18 protein-coding genes and 1 riboswitch are annotated in these 13,985 nt (G+C 68.7%); of the genes, 4 read left to right on the top strand and 14 right to left on the bottom strand.

The window, feature by feature from the left end; all coding sequences use genetic code 11:
- Positions 1–79: 79 nt before the first annotated feature.
- A riboswitch (glycine riboswitch) is annotated at positions 80–175 on the bottom strand.
- Between the two features lie 56 nt (positions 176–231).
- The 8 genes from ACFWNN_RS15350 to ACFWNN_RS15315 form a co-directional block, all read right to left on the bottom strand.
- Positions 232–1,200, bottom strand: a complete 969-nt coding sequence (locus ACFWNN_RS15350; RefSeq protein WP_382440524.1) for a Clp protease N-terminal domain-containing protein — start codon at positions 1,198–1,200, stop codon at positions 232–234.
- 87 nt (positions 1,201–1,287) lie between these two features.
- Positions 1,288–1,854, bottom strand: coding sequence for a MerR family transcriptional regulator (locus ACFWNN_RS15345; RefSeq protein WP_089913860.1), 567 nt, complete (start codon positions 1,852–1,854; stop codon positions 1,288–1,290).
- 365 nt (positions 1,855–2,219) lie between these two features.
- Positions 2,220–2,693 (bottom strand): bifunctional nuclease family protein, encoded by a 474-nt coding sequence (locus ACFWNN_RS15340; RefSeq protein ID WP_285644641.1) that lies wholly within the window; start codon positions 2,691–2,693, stop codon positions 2,220–2,222.
- Between the two features lie 123 nt (positions 2,694–2,816).
- Positions 2,817–3,359: a MerR family transcriptional regulator gene (locus tag ACFWNN_RS15335; protein ID WP_382440523.1), complete on the bottom strand. Its 543-nt coding sequence runs from the start codon at positions 3,357–3,359 to the stop codon at positions 2,817–2,819.
- A gap of 48 nt (positions 3,360–3,407) precedes the next feature.
- On the bottom strand, positions 3,408–3,866 hold the full coding sequence (garA, locus tag ACFWNN_RS15330) for a glycogen accumulation regulator GarA (RefSeq protein ID WP_030476302.1): 459 nt from the start codon (positions 3,864–3,866) through the stop codon (positions 3,408–3,410).
- 113 nt (positions 3,867–3,979) lie between these two features.
- Positions 3,980–4,363 carry a glycine cleavage system protein GcvH gene (gene gcvH, locus ACFWNN_RS15325; RefSeq protein WP_382440522.1) on the bottom strand — a complete coding sequence of 128 codons (384 nt, stop codon included), beginning with the start codon at positions 4,361–4,363 and terminating at the stop codon, positions 3,980–3,982.
- A gap of 42 nt (positions 4,364–4,405) precedes the next feature.
- Positions 4,406–4,987 (bottom strand): CDP-alcohol phosphatidyltransferase family protein, encoded by a 582-nt coding sequence (locus tag ACFWNN_RS15320; protein WP_382440521.1) that lies wholly within the window; start codon positions 4,985–4,987, stop codon positions 4,406–4,408.
- A 107-nt stretch (positions 4,988–5,094) separates the two neighbouring features.
- Entirely contained in the window at positions 5,095–5,310 is a 216-nt protein-coding gene (locus tag ACFWNN_RS15315) for a hypothetical protein (protein ID WP_382440520.1), read from the bottom strand.
- 253 nt (positions 5,311–5,563) lie between these two features.
- Here ACFWNN_RS15315 and ACFWNN_RS15310 point away from each other — a divergent pair, with 253 nt between their 5' ends.
- A complete protein-coding gene (locus tag ACFWNN_RS15310; RefSeq protein WP_382440519.1) occupies positions 5,564–6,235 on the top strand; it encodes an ANTAR domain-containing protein in 672 nt (223 codons plus the stop codon).
- A gap of 143 nt (positions 6,236–6,378) precedes the next feature.
- A complete protein-coding gene (locus ACFWNN_RS15305) occupies positions 6,379–6,735 on the top strand; it encodes an STAS domain-containing protein (RefSeq protein WP_382440518.1) in 357 nt (118 codons plus the stop codon).
- On the opposite strand, the gene ACFWNN_RS15300 is transcribed toward ACFWNN_RS15305, so the two are convergent.
- Positions 6,698–7,414, bottom strand: a complete 717-nt coding sequence (locus ACFWNN_RS15300) for an ATP-binding protein (protein WP_382440517.1) — start codon at positions 7,412–7,414, stop codon at positions 6,698–6,700. The genes ACFWNN_RS15305 and ACFWNN_RS15300 overlap by 38 nt on opposite strands.
- A 125-nt stretch (positions 7,415–7,539) precedes the next feature.
- Here ACFWNN_RS15300 and ACFWNN_RS15295 point away from each other — a divergent pair, with 125 nt between their 5' ends.
- Together ACFWNN_RS15295 and ACFWNN_RS15290 are read left to right on the top strand one after the other, a co-directional pair.
- Positions 7,540–7,938 carry an ATP-binding protein gene (locus tag ACFWNN_RS15295; RefSeq protein WP_382440516.1) on the top strand — a complete coding sequence of 133 codons (399 nt, stop codon included), beginning with the start codon at positions 7,540–7,542 and terminating at the stop codon, positions 7,936–7,938.
- A gap of 155 nt (positions 7,939–8,093) precedes the next feature.
- Entirely contained in the window at positions 8,094–8,825 is a 732-nt protein-coding gene (locus ACFWNN_RS15290; RefSeq protein WP_382440704.1) for a SigB/SigF/SigG family RNA polymerase sigma factor, read from the top strand.
- An 80-nt stretch (positions 8,826–8,905) separates the two neighbouring features.
- Here the strand turns inward: ACFWNN_RS15290 and ACFWNN_RS15285 are convergent, their stop codons facing one another.
- The 5 genes from ACFWNN_RS15285 to ACFWNN_RS15265 all read right to left on the bottom strand — a co-directional run bounded on the left by ACFWNN_RS15285 (position 8,906) and on the right by ACFWNN_RS15265 (position 13,945).
- Positions 8,906–9,232, bottom strand: coding sequence for a WhiB family transcriptional regulator (locus tag ACFWNN_RS15285; protein ID WP_382440515.1), 327 nt, complete (start codon positions 9,230–9,232; stop codon positions 8,906–8,908).
- Between the two features lie 801 nt (positions 9,233–10,033).
- Complete coding sequence (argS, locus tag ACFWNN_RS15280) at positions 10,034–11,767, bottom strand: arginine--tRNA ligase (protein WP_382440514.1); 1,734 nt, start codon at positions 11,765–11,767, stop codon at positions 10,034–10,036.
- 61 nt (positions 11,768–11,828) lie between these two features.
- Positions 11,829–12,509: a M50 family metallopeptidase gene (locus ACFWNN_RS15275; RefSeq protein ID WP_382440513.1), complete on the bottom strand. Its 681-nt coding sequence runs from the start codon at positions 12,507–12,509 to the stop codon at positions 11,829–11,831.
- Positions 12,510–12,585: 76 nt separating this feature from the next.
- Positions 12,586–13,212, bottom strand: a complete 627-nt coding sequence (locus tag ACFWNN_RS15270) for a DUF4383 domain-containing protein (protein WP_382440512.1) — start codon at positions 13,210–13,212, stop codon at positions 12,586–12,588.
- Positions 13,213–13,282: 70 nt separating this feature from the next.
- Complete coding sequence (locus tag ACFWNN_RS15265) at positions 13,283–13,945, bottom strand: SAM-dependent methyltransferase (RefSeq protein WP_382440511.1); 663 nt, start codon at positions 13,943–13,945, stop codon at positions 13,283–13,285.
- Between the last annotated feature and the right edge of the window lie 40 nt (positions 13,946–13,985).

Raw genomic sequence — 13,985 nt, 5'->3', positions numbered from 1 at the left:
CTGAGAGGTTCACCCGTTGCGAGAACGGGCTTTCACCGTCGGCGGGACTCCCTTGCGGAAGTCCACTTTCCAGAGGCGTCTCGCTCTGGCGGTCCTGGATGCCTGAGAGGTTCCCGGGGAGGGACTTGCTCCTTCGGCGCCGGGCTCGGGGCCCGGACTCTCCCGCCTGAGTTCAGCGACTACCCGAGAAGAATACCCGCAGGCAGCCCGGGTAGTCGCTAGGGACGCGACCTACGTCTCAGCACGAAGACCGACGAGGGCCGCCGCGACCGGGTCGGCGGGGTCGTCGCGCACGGCCACGAGCAGGTGCCGGGTGCCCACGATCTGGTCGCCGCTGCGGGCCGCGACCAGCTTCGCGCGTTCCATCGCGCGTTCGACGGCGCCTCCGGCGGGCAGTGAGGTGCCGTCCACGCCCGCTTCGCGCAGGGCCGCCGCACCTCCCGACTCGAACTCGGGCTTGAGCCTGCGGCCTGCCACCGTCAGCTGGTGGTCGAGCGTGAGCACGGCCTCGACCAGGTCCCTCGACGACACGTCCCGGCGCCCGGCGACGGCCAGCCGGTCGGCCTCGTTGCGCACGGCGGTCAGCACCGGGCCGCCCAGGCCCTGGCCGCGCGAGACGAACTTGGTCAGCCAGCGCACGTACCCGCCGCCGGCCTCGCCCTCCAGTGCTCCCGCCTTGCGCAGCAACCAGACGGCGGGCGTCTCCTCGACCTCGGCGTACTTCCGCGTGGCGTCGGCCCGCACGGCCGCGGCGGTCTCGTCCACGTCCACACCGTGCAGGAACATCAGGTCGGCGACCCTCCCGGAGTCGAGCGACAGCAGCGCCAGCGCGAGGTGCGTCGTCGTCAGCACGCCGTCGCCCGCCTGCGCCACAGCGGCTCGCAGACAGGTCTCCAGCGCCTGACTGGCGGGCAGGAGGGTGTCGACGCGGGCGTGGTGGTGGGCGGCGCTCAACAGCGCCGTGACGTCCGGGTGGGACTCGGTGACAACGCCTCCGTCGTCGCCGGCCCAGTGGTCGGTGCCCCTGGCCATCGCCTGTGCCGTCAGCGAGGTCGTGCCGAGCTTGCGGCCAGGGCCGACGGTGTCGACCAGTGAGATCAGCAGGTTCTCGGTGCCGACGAAGCCGAACTCCAGCCGGAAGGCGCGCTGCACGGCTGCGGCCAGGACCTTGACGACCTGCGCTGAAGGGGTGTGCGTCATGCCGGAAACGCTAGGGAGCAAGGGGGTTGCGGCGCTGCTGCCGACCGGCCACTCAGGACGGCCAGTCGGCCACGATCAGCGGGACGATCAGCCGGTCGCGCGCTCGCGGCGGCGGCGGGTCAGCTCGTCCTCGGTCATCGGCGCGATCTCGACGCCGTCCGCACGTTCGGCCGGGAACTCGTGGATCGTGCCGGAGATCTCGCGCATCGCACCGCTCACCGCGATGCCGAACACGCCCTGACCGCCCTGCAGCAGATCGACGACCTCCTCCGGCGAGGTGCACTCGTAGACGGTGGTGCCGTCGGAGAAGAGCGTGATCTTCGCCAGGTCCTGCACGCCGCGGCGGCGCAGGTGGTCGACCGCGACCCTGATGTTCTGCAACGAGACCCCGGTGTCCAGCAGCCGCTTCACGACCTTGAGCACCAGGATGTCCTTGAACGAGTACAGCCGCTGGCTGCCCGACCCGTGCGCCATCCGCACCGTCGGCGCGACCAGCCCGGTCCGTGCCCAGTAGTCGAGCTGCCGGTACGTGATGCCCGCGATCTGGCACGCCGCGGGCCCTCGGTAACCGACGAGCTCGTCCGGCAGCGAGGAGTCCGGGAACAGTTCACCCTGCAGCCCGGATTCGGCCCTCAAGGGCGCTTCCTCGACCACGCCTGCCTCCCCTCGGAACGGCCACGAAACTCATGACCGTCAAGCCGCCACGTCCACTCACGTGAACCGGCGACGTCCACTCGAGTTCGACGGTAAGACCGGTCCGAGGGCAGGTCAACGCGACGCGCGGGGAGTTGCGACCCTCAACCTCAGGTAGAGAGTCACACCGTCACCCGAACTAGGCGTTTCAGGTGACGTTTAGTGATCGTTTAGCGAGAAAAACGACCTAAAGTAGTCCGATCGAGCGACGTCCAAACGAACGTTCGAAAGCCCTAACGAGACAGAGTGCGACGCACCGAAACTCACTCACAGGCGCCACAGGCGTCGCACACAGGTCTGTCCGCGTGTCCGCTCCGCGACGGTGTCTACGTGTCCGCTCCGCGGAAGTCCTCCGGGGAGACCGAGTCGAGGAACTCGCGGAACTTCTCGACCTCGTCCTCCTGCTCGTCCGGGATGATCAACCCGGCCTCGGCGAGCACGGCCTCGTCGGCGTGGATGGGCACGCCCACCCGCAACGCGAGCGCCACCGAGTCGGACGGCCGCGCGGACACCCGCACGTCGCCGTCGAACACGAGCTCGGCGAAGAACGTGCCCTCCTGCAGGTCGGTGATCCGGACCTGTTCGAGGTTGCGACCCAACGCCCCGATGACGTCCTTGAGCAGGTCGTGGGTCAGCGGGCGGGCAGGACGGACGCCCTGCTGCTCGAGCGCGATCGCCGTGGCCTCGACGGACCCGATCCAGATCGGCAGGTACCGCTCGCCCTCGGTTTCCCGCAGCAGGAGGATCGGCTGGTTCTGGGGCAGCTCCACCCGGACGCCCACGACGCGCATCTCACTCATCGGGTCTCGCCTCCCTCTGACTCGTTGGGGAGTACCCGGTTCGCTCCGAGCATCCCCCGGCGTATGCAGTCGACGCTACCCGCCAAGCGGGCCGTGTGCTCAATCGTTGCGGGCAGAACGTGATCAAGATGATTGCCGCAGACCCGCTCTTACCAACAACGTGTGCAACGAGGTGAAGAGGTCAGCCAATTCCCGCACCGTCTCAGGATCTGAGAAAGACTTCAGCAGAACCACCTCGTGGTCCGCCGCAGCGCGAACCGCGCGCAGGTGCTCGCGCTCGACGCCGAGTCCGGTCATCGTCCGGATCGTGCGGAGCGCGGTGATGTCGTCGGTGGTGAACCGGCCACCGGGGCCGGGGCGCAGCAGACCGTCACGCTCCAGCTGGGACAGCTGTTCGGCGGTGAACCCGGTCTGGGCCAGCAGATCGATCCGCGTCACGGCCGTCGCCGCGTCGGGGACGGCGTCGAGCTGCTCGCGGATCACCTTGAGCGGTAAGTACCTGTCCCGTTGTGCGGACAGCACGAACCGCAACCTCTCGACGTCCGCCACGCTGAACTGGCGGTAGCCGGAGGCGGTGCGCGCCGGGCGGACCAGCCCCTCCGCTTCCAGGAAGCGGATCTTGGAGATGGTGACGTCGGGGAACTCGGGACGGAGCTGCGCGAGCACAGCCCCGATGCTCGAGCCCCCGCGTTGTGGCCGCCCGGCCGTCACGCGTCAGGCTCCCGCGGAGCCGGGACCCGTCAGGAAGACGAGACGGAACTTGCCGATCTGAACCTCGTCACCGTTCGCGAGAACGGCCTGGTCGACCGGCTCGCGGTTGACGTAGGTGCCGTTGAGGCTGCCGACGTCGATGACGACGAACTCGCCGCTCTCCCGGCGGAACTCGGCGTGCCGGCGCGAGACCGTCACGTCGTCCAGGAAGATGTCGCTGTCGGGGTGGCGCCCGGCGCTCGTCGTGTCTCGGTCCAGCAGGAACCGGGATCCGGCGTTCGGACCGCGCTTGACCACGAGCAGCGCGGAACCGGCGGGAAGGGCGTCAACACCGGCAACGGCCGGCTCCTGTGCGGGCGCCTCGGCGCCGCCTTCCATCTCCTGGAGGAAGTCCGCCCGGAAGACGGAGGTCCGCTCCGGGGACTGCTCCGGCGGAACGCCTGGGCCGTCGTTCGTGCTCACCTGAGCTCTCCTCCTGCTGCTGGATCCGTCACTTCCGGTAAAACCTATCGCGTTGGGGTCACCGCCTTCAGCGCGGCTCCCCTTCCGGCCGAAGATCCGGCGAAAGATCGACGTCACTCCTTCTCCACCAACGCCTTGTACCCGTCCGCGTCCAACAGGCTTTCGAGCGCGTCCGCGTCGTTGAGCCGGATCTCCACCATCCAGCCCTCGCCGTACGGGTCGGTGTTGACGGCGTCGGGCGACTGGACCAACGCGTCGTTGATGGCCACGACCTCGCCGTCGAGCGGCGAGTAGAGGTCAGACACGCTCTTGGTGGACTCGACCTCACCGAACGTGTCCCCCGCCGAGACGGTGTGACCGACCTCGGGCAGCTGGACGAAGACGACGTCACCGAGCTGTTCCTGGGCGTAGTCGGTGATGCCGACGCGCACGGTGTTCTCGCCTGTGCTGGCGATCCACTCGTGCTCCTCGGTGTAGCGAAGCTCCTCGGGAATCAACTGACTGCGCTCCTCGTGCTGAACCTGTATGGGGTGATCTTTTCACGCGACCGTGCGAGGTGTGACCCGCAGGGCCAGGAAGAACTGGTAGACGTACAGCAGCGCCGACCACAGGTAGAGCGCTCCGCCCCACGCCGTGAACGCGTACGCGATCGGCAGGGCGGTCTGCGCCCACGCCGAGTCGCCCTGCGCGAGCAGCAGCAGGGGGAAGGCGTAGAGCAGGTTGAAGGTCGCGGCCTTGCCCAGGTAGGTGACCTCGAACGGAGCCCAGCCGCGGCCGCGCAGGATCAGCAGGCAGATGCCCACGACGACTTCGCGGCCGACCAGCACGAGGGCGACCCAGAGCGGCACGATGTCCCTGATGACGAACGCCAGCAGCGTGCAGAACACGTAGAGGCGGTCCGCGGCGGGGTCGAGCAGCGCGCCCAGGTTGCTCATCTGGTTGAGCCAGCGCGCGAGCTTGCCGTCCAGCCAGTCGGACAGCCCCGCGAGAACGAGGACGAGCAGCGCCCAGCCGTCCGCGCGGGGTCCGAGCAACAGGTACAGGAAGAGCGGAACACCGGCCAGCCGCAACACGCTGAGCAGGTTCGGAATCGTCAGCAGGCGATCAGCCGGATCACGCACACCCGCACTCTAAACGAGTGACTGCGCAAGGGCTGCCGGATGGCGTCACGGCACGCGGTGCGACTGGTTGCGGGAGTGCGGTCGTTCTGCGTTCTCGTGGGTGCTTCTCAGGCTGTGCGGGTGAACGTCCAGCCCCGGCGCTGCATCTCGGCACCGGTGATGGCGTGCGGGCGGCCCCGGTCGTCCCGGCCGACCCAGCGGGCGCGGAAACCCTCGAGCACGTAGGCGTGACCCCGGCTCCACACCACGCTGCACGGCGTGGTGGGCAGGCTTGAGTCGGACTCCTCGTCCTGCTTCGGGTGGGTCTCCATGGCGGTTCTCATTTCTGTCCCTCCGTGACACCAGGGATGTCGCGTACCGGGGCTCCGGCGTTATCCCTGGAAACGAATTCTGTCGGACTGTGGTTCAGAACACGTGTGTGTTTTGGGCCCTAAGCGTTGGGTGGGGCGTTCGGCGCGCCGAGCTGTTCGGGCCCGAAGCGGAACGGATCTTCTGGTCCTTGCCTGTGCAACCGTTCGTCGTTCGCCGATGACCGCACGGCTCGTGCTCGTCTTCGGCCCGGCCTAACCTCGAGCCGTGGAATCCCAGGTGAAGTTCGGAGAAGAGCTGCTCAGCCGCTTGATGGCCCACCTGAGCTCCCAAATGGACGGTTGTCTCGGGGTGGGTCTGAGCGTCTGGCCGGGGACGCAGCAGCTGCGGGCGGTCGGCGTGGCGGAGGAGCTGGACCAGGCCCAGCTGGACGCGGGTGCCGGACCGCTCGTCGAGGCCTCCCGCGACGAGCGGCAGACCTCGGGCGAGATCGGTGGTCTGCACGTGGTGGCGGTGCCGGGGAGCTGGGGTGACAGCGGGCCGGTGGTGCTGACCGTCTACCTGGACCACTCGCCGCGGCTCGCCGACCTGCAGGTGATCGAGGAGATGGAACCGCTCGTCGCGACGGCCGCGTCGGTGGTCGAGTTCTGCGCGGGCGAGGTGCTGCGCGCCGACCAGATGGTGCGGATGGTCCAGCACCGCCGGTACATCGAGCAGGCGAAAGGGCTCGTGATGGGCGCACGGCCGTGTGCGCCGGGCGAGGCGTTCGAACTGCTCGTGCGGACGAGCCAGCACGCCAACGTGAAACTCCGCGACGTGGCGACGGCGCTGGTCCTGGTGGTCGGCGGGACGCTGGAGGACAGCGCCGAGGAGGTCGTCGAGCCTCCCTCGGACGCGTTCGGGGTCGCGCGGAAACTGTGGGAGGCTCTCCGCGTTTGAACCAACCGTTGTCCGGGTATGGACCACTCGACCTGTCCTGTAAAGCGGCGACTTCCCGTACGGTGGTGGCCGCAGCGGTTGAGCCAGCAGCCGCGTCGGGGCCGCTGCGTGGCGGCTCCCTGTCCGTGAAAGGGAGTACTTCGGTGACTGTGCAGGACCCACGTGCGGAGCAGATCGAGCTGAAGGTGCGGCAGCCGGCGCCCGGAGTCACCGTCCTCGCCGTGTCCGGTGAGGTCGACATGGTGTCAGCACCCGTGTTGCGCGAATCCCTGGTCAACGGTCTCGGTGACGGCGGCGTGTTCGTCGTCGACATGACCGGCGTGACGTTCCTCGGCTCGGCCGGTCTCGCCGTTCTCGTCGAGGCCGCGAAGCTCGCCCAGCAGCAGAGCGCGACCCTGAAGGTCGTGGCGACCGCGCGCAGCGTGACCCGCCCGCTGGAGGCCACCGGCCTGGGTGAGGTCTTCAGCCTGCACTCGTCGGTGGACGAGGCTCTGAGCTGACCCTCAGGCGGTTGCCCGCCTGACGCAGCGCCTCCGCGACGTCCTGGAGGGCGAGTTCCACTCCGCCCCGTTCCCGGCCGACGCCGCTGAGGTCCACGATGAGCGGCACGGTTCCGCCCCGCGCCGCCGTGGTGAGCGTGCGGCGCAACGACGGAGCGGCTTCCATCGGGACGTCGCCGCAGATCACCGCCACCACGCCCGAGGAGGACTCGTGGACTCTCACGTCGCACTCGGGCGAGAGCGCGGGCGGCGGCTTCGCCACCGACGAGGGGGTCAGTCGCAGGCGCACGGTCGTGCCGTTCGCCCTGCGGTCGATCTCGACCTCGTCCACGCTCTCCCGCATGAGCAGGAGTCCCCGGCCTCGCATCGTGAGCGCGGGAGGCGGTGTCCGCCACTGGCCGCGGTCGCTGACGTCCACTCGGGTGGAGCCGTCCGGTTCCACGCGGGCGTGGACGGCCACGGTGCCGCCCGATCCGGGGTAGGCGTGCTCGACCGAGTTGTTGATCGCCTCGCTGACCGCGAGGACGAGGTCGCTCGCCTCGTCGTCGCCGAGTCCGCTGTCCTTGAGCCAGTCGCGCAGGCGGTGCCTCACGGGGCCCACCTCACGCGCGTCGGCCGGGAAGCGGAGAGCGAGGAAGTCCTGATGCACCAGCACGGCACTCCTCTCGGTGATCCTCATCTGCTTCCAGCAGAGGATTTCCCTGAGTGCGGCGCGACTACACGTGCGACTGCGCGTGTAAGACGAGATCGATTCGGGTACGGCAGGATCTGCCGGCCTTCAGCAGAACGGACTACGAGGTGGCTGTGACTCAACTGTCAGGCGTCGAGCTTCGGATGGCCGCGGATCCCACGCAGCTGTCCATCGTGCGCGCGGTCGCGGCGGACATCGCGATGCGGCAGGACTTCGACCTCGACTCGATCGAGGACCTGAAGCTCGCCGTCGACGAGACGTGCTCGACGCTGATCACGCTGGCGGCCCACGACGCGGTGCTCAGCTGCCACTTCGCGGTGGACGACAAGGGCGCCGTCCACGTCACGGCGAAGGTGTCCGCGAAAGCCGGCTCCGGGCCGGACGAGGGCAGCTTCGGGTGGCGCGTGCTCACCGCGCTCGTCGACTCCGTGCAGACGAGAGTCGAGGAGAGCGAAGGGTTCGTGGTGCACATCGGCCTGGTGAAGTCCACGGCAGGGGCGGTGGATGCGTGACCGAGGCGAACGAGACGACCACCACGACCGAAGAGGCGACCGCGCCGAAGGAGGCCGCGGAGTCCCAGGCGGCGGAGTCCCAGGCGGCGGAGTCCCAGGCCGCGGAGTCCAAGCCGGAGGAGACCAAGTCCTCCCGCTCGGGTGACTACGACCACCTGGCCCCGCTGTTCGCGGAGCTCGCGGCCACCCCGGCGGGCGCGGCGCGCGAGACGTTGCGGGACCGGCTCGTCACCGAGCACCTGCCCGTCGCGCAACACATCGCGCGGCGGTTCGGGCACCGCGGCGAGCCGCACGAGGACCTCGTGCAGGTGGCGACCGTCGGCCTGATCAACGCCGTCGACCGCTTCGATCCCGAGCGCGGCAGCGACTTCCTGTCGTTCGCGGTGCCGACGATCATGGGTGAGGTGCGGAAGTACTTCCGCGACTCCAGCTGGTCGGTGCGGATGCCGAGGCGGCTCAAGGAGCTGCACCTCGCGATCAACGCGGGAACCTCACGGCTGTCGCAGTCCCTGGGCCGCGCGCCGACGCCGTCGGAGCTGGCGGAGCACCTGGGACTGTCGAGAGACGAGATCCACGAAGGACTCGCGGCCGGAAACGCTTACCAGAGCGCGTCTTTGGACGACATGCTGATGAGCGAGGACTCGTCGATCTCGCTGGGATCCACCATCGGCGAGGAAGACCCCGAGATCGCGATGATCGAGCAGCGCGAGGCGTTGCACCCGTTGCTGGAGAAGCTGCCGGAGCGCGAGCGCAAGATCGTGATCATGCGGTTCTTCGGCAACATGACCCAGACGCAGATCGCGCAGAAGGTCGGCATCTCCCAGATGCACGTCTCGCGGTTGCTCGCCAAGACGTTGCGGCAGTTGCGGGACGTGCTGGAGGAGTAGGCGCGTCCGCTGTACGACGCGCTGGAGTGAGCGCTGGAGTGGGCATGTCCGCGGCAGGACGCGCTGGAGAAGTGGGCGCGTCAGCTGCGGGATGTGCTGGCGGTAGGAGTGGAGTAGGCACGGACACGGCGTCGGGATGCTGCGACGATCTGGCGCCGTTCGTCCTCTCCCATGCCTCCCCACACGCCGTACGGTTCCTGGGCCTCCAGGGCGTGGGCTCGGCACTGTGCCAGTACTGGGCAGTGGCCGCAGATCGCCTTGGCCTTGTCTTCCCTGGCCGCCCTTGCGTAGCCCCGCTCGTTGTCGGGGTGGAAGAAGATCGCGCTGTTCTCGCCCCGGCATAGGCCGTCCATCTGCCAGTCCCAGACGTCGGTGACCGGCTTGGGCAGACGAGTGGTGCAGGTCATCGCGACTCCCTGGCGACTAGGGGGAAAGAGTTGCGATCTCTGCGTACCTCTGGGTGGGTTGCGGTAAACCTGATCCAGCCGTTCGGGTGGGTGCGTTCACGTGCACGTCACCTGGTGTGGTGGTTGGGTTTGGGTGCAAAGACTTTGACGAGCTTTGGTCACGTCATCGCCGCTGCGCGACGATAGAGATCGGGGCTTGACTTCGGGGCCCTTGCGAGGCGCTCATCGGCCGGAAAAGGCCGGGCTGAAAAGCGCCCGGCCGAGCTCGAGAAGCTAGCACCTCGCACCCAAAGTCAAGCCCCAATCTCTTTGCAGCGTGGGCACGTTGAGCCGGTACGTCACGTCATTACCGGTTGCCGTGGCGCGCCCAGGAAGGACGCCTCGCCTTCGGCATTGCGTTGAGGCAAGGAAGCTCGGCTACGCCATCGCCGTACGCACGCTCAGACGGGCTCGCCTTCGGCATCGCGAACCCTCAAGCCATTGGTGACCTGAGACTTGGCCCCACCCGTCTTGGCCCACCACCGACCCACACGCCCAAGCCCCCCACGCCCCGACCACCGCCGCTTGGCCACCTCGCCCCGGCCACTGCGTTCGGCAACCTCGTCCTGGCCACTGCGCACGGCCGCCTCGCCCGACCTGTGTGCTCAGCAGCCTCGCTCTAGCCCTGCGGTCAGGCACCTCACCCGGCCCATTGCGGTTGGCTGCCTCGCCCTGGCCGTGCACTCCGCCCCAGAACGCGGCAACCCAGCGCTCTGCTGGCTGGCGGAGCGCTGGGTTGCCGGGGTGCTGGGGTGCTTGGCCCTACAGCCTTTCCGGGGCTCCGATGCCCAGGAGCGACAGGCCCAGCGTGAGTACGCGGGAGGTGAGGGTGAGCAGGTGCAGGCGGGAGTCCTGGAGTTCCTGCGTCTCCGCCGTGGCCACCGGGCAGTTGTTGTAGAAGGTCGAGAACGCCGTGGCCGTCTCGAACAGGTAGCCGGTGAGCTTGTGCGGGGCCAGCTCGTCGATGGCGGCCTGGATGGCCGTCGGCAGCTGGAGGAGTTTGAGGGCCAGGTCGCGTTCTGCCTGTTCCTGGAGGACCAGGGGGGCGTCCTGCGGGGCCTCGCGGCCCACCTTGCGGCCGATGGAGAGGATGCGGGCGTTGGCGTACTGGATGTACACCGAGGTGTCGCCGGTGGTGGCGAGCATCTTCTCCCAGGTGAAGACGTAGTCCTTCTCGCGGTCGTTGGAGAGGTCCGCGTACTTCACGGCACCCAGTCCGATGGTGCGGGCGAGTGCGTCCTTCTCCGCACCCTCCACTTCGGACGTTTCCGGCATGACCTTGTAGGAGTTCTCGACTGCCTCGGTGAGGAGGTCGATGAGTTTGATCGTGCCGCCTGCTCGGGTGCGGATGGTCTTGCCGTCGCTGCCGAGGATGGTGCCGAAGCCGGTGTGGACGGCCGTGTGGGCGTCGTCCAGCCAGCCCGCCTGCTTGGAGGTGGCGAAGATCATCTGGAAGTGCTGGGCCTGCGGGGTGCCGACCACGTAGATCAGGTCGTCCACCTTGCGGTCGCGGACCCAGTAGCGGACGGTCGCGAAGTCCGTGGTGGCGTAGCCGTAGCCGCCGTCGCTCTTGCGGACGATGAGCGGGAGGCGGTCGCCCTCGCGGTTGGTGAAGCCGGGCGGGAACACGCAGAGCGCGCCGTCGCTGGTCTCGATGAGGCCCTTGGACTGGAGCTCGGTGATCGTGTCGGCGAGGTACGGGTTGTAGAAGCTCTCGCCGTAGTTGTCGTCGGCGTTGAGGCCGATCTCCAGCAGGTGGTAGACCTCGTTGAAGTGGCGCTGGGACTCGCCCACGAGCTCGTGCCACAGCTTCAGCGTGGCCTCGTCGCCGCCCTGGAGGAGGACGACGCGGCGGCGCGCGCGGTCAGCGAAGCCCGGTTCGTTGTCGAACTTCTGCCTGGCCTGCTGGTAGAACGCGTTGAGGTCGCTGATCTCGTGGTCGGCGCCGTGGCCCTCGTCGGTCAGGTGCTCGATGAGCATGCCGAACGGGGTGCCCCAGTCACCGAGGTGGTTGTGCGGGATGACCTCGTGGCCCGCGAACGTGAGCAGCCGGCAGAACGCGTCGCCGATGATCGTCGAACGCAGGTGGCCGACGTGCATCTCCTTGGCCACGTTGGGGCTGCTGTAGTCGATCGCGATGCGGCGCGGCTCCTCGGTGCGCGGCACGCCGAGGCGGTCGTCGGCCAGGAGGCCCGCCGCCTGCGTCTCGAGCCACTCGCGCTTGAGCTTCAGGTTGATGAAGCCCGGTCCGGCGATCTCCGGCGTCTCGATCGCGTCGGCCGCGTCGAGGTGCTCGACGATCAGCGTCGCGACCTCGCGCGGGTTGCGGCCCACCTTCTTGGCGAGGCTCATCGCGACGTTGCACTGGTAGTCGGCACCGTCTCGGTTGGACGGTCGGATCAGCGCTTCCTCGGCGGTGATGTCCACGTCCAGGGCGACGCGCAGCGCCTGCGCGACCCGCTGGCCCAGTTCCAGCCCGACATCCCCACGCAGCACTGAACCCACCTCTCACCACGGCTTGTTCACCTCAGTATTTCACCCGTGGCAAAACGCTTCTTCACCACCGCCCGAGCAGCAGCGCTCCCCCGCCCACGAGTGAGGCGAGGCTCACCAGGCCGAAGAACGTCACCCAGCCCAGCGCGGGGACCCCGGTGAGCCAGGCGAGCTGGTCTGCGTCGGACTTCGGGGCCTGCCGGCGCCACCGCTTGACCTGGAGCTCCCACACCGGCCGCACGCCGCCCAGCAACAGGAACCACGCGAAGACGTACGCGGCCGCGTCCCTGACCTCCAGCGAGGCGTAGAAGGAGACGAAGAGGAAGATGCCGCCGGTGATGATGATCGACAGCACGCCGAAGACGTTGCGGATCATGATCAGCATCGCGGCGAGGAACCCGATGCTGATCCAGAGCATCAACTGGATCTGCTCGTTGGTGATGAGCACGGCCGCGCCGAAGCCGAGCAGCGACGGGGCGATGTAGCCGGCCAGCGCGGTGAGCACCATGCCGGGGCCGCGGGGCTTGCCGCGCGAGACGGTGAGGCCGGAGGTGTCGGAGTGCAGCTTGATGCCGCTGAGGCGCCGGCCGGTCAGCACGGCCAGCAGGGCGTGGCCGCCCTCGTGGGCGATGGTGATGACGTTGCGGGTGACCCGCCAGATCCCGTGCAGCGCGACGGCCAGGAACGCGGCGGCCGCCGTTCCCCACGTGATGAGCACTTCGTGGGTCAGCAAGTCCTCAGGCATCGCGACATCGAAACAGACGCGCCGTGAGAGCCGCATGTGGGCTCTCACGGCGCGTCTGCGCCGGACAGGGGTCTGTCTAGTGCTTGATCTTGTCCTTGCTCACGCGTTCGGTCTTGGGGTCGACCGTCGCCTGCTCCTGCGTGACCGGCTCCCGGTGGTGGACCGGGGTCGGGAGCGGTTCGGTGATCGCGTTGTTCGCGGGCGGGGTGACGGTGTCCGGTTCGTCGCGGAACGCCTCCGAGCGCGGCTCCGGCACCACGGGAACCTCGTCCTCGACCAGCTTGCGGCGCGCGGGCATGACCGCGAGCAGCAGGCCGAACAGGGCGAGGCCGAGGTGCAGCCAGTTGTCGTTGGCGTTGACGGCCAGCGGGTTGCCGTACTCCTGCGCCGGGTTCTGCGCGAGCACGCCGGTGATCATCAGGTCCCACACGAAGAGCGCGCCGAAGCCGGCGAACAGCAGCCAGCCGTACAGCCGGGCCGTGCCCGAGCCGAGCGCGGTGAGCAGGCCGAGCACGCCGACCGCCACCATCACGAGGTTGTGCAACGGGTTCACGGAGAACCCGAGCACGAACGACTGGGCAGCCCAGTCGCCGACTCCTGTGCGGGTGAAACCCACGACGCCGAACACGATGAACGCGATACCGGCCAGTCCGGCCAGCACCTGCACCGGCTGCAGACCTGCGACCTTGATGCGGTGGGTCATGTCGCCCTCCAGGCTCCGTTTCTGTCGCCCGGCGAGGTACCCCCGCTTCACACCGACCAAACGTGGCCGGTCAGCTCGTGCTCTTGCGGCCGATGCCCGCGTACGCGCCCGGCACGACGGCCGGCGCCTCGATCTGCAGGCCTTCCATGAGTTGTTCAACGGGCTGCGGGTGCGACACGACGAGGAACCCGCCCGCGGGCAGTGCGTGCCGATAGCGTCTGACCACGCGTCCGGGGCTCGTCGTGTCGTCGACGTACCTCAGGACGTCGACCATCAACACGGCGTACGGCTCGCGCAGGTCCAGATGCGACAGCACGCCCGGATGCCGGAGCACTTGGTCGGGGCGACGCAGATCGGCCTCGATCGCGCACGCCCGCGGTTCGCCGCGCAGCAGTCCGCGGGAGAACGCGACCGTCACCGGGTCGGAGTCCACGTAGACCACCCGCGCGTCGGGCAGCGTCTGGTGCGTGGCACCGCACGTCGGGATGCCCGAGCCGAGGTCGAGGAACTGGCGCACGCCGGACGCCCAGCAGTGGCGGACGGCGTGACGGAGGAAGGTGCGCTGCGCCCTGGTCACGAGCGGCAGCTCCGGATCGATCCGCACGGCCTGTTTGGCGAACGCGCGGTCGGCGGCGTAGTTGTGCGCGCCACCGAGATAGAAGTCATGGATCCGTGCGGCGTTCGGCCGACGTACGTCGACCTCGTAGCGTGCGAAGGCGGGGACCGCAGCCATTCGCAGAGCGTAACTGGCGCCTAGACCATTCGGGCGAAGT

The organism is Lentzea sp. NPDC058450 (assembly GCF_042721395.1).
Taxonomy (GTDB): Bacteria; Actinomycetota; Actinomycetes; order Mycobacteriales; family Pseudonocardiaceae; genus Lentzea.
Note: the sequence above shows the minus strand (reverse complement) of the source record. Positions and strands in the feature narration are given on the sequence as shown.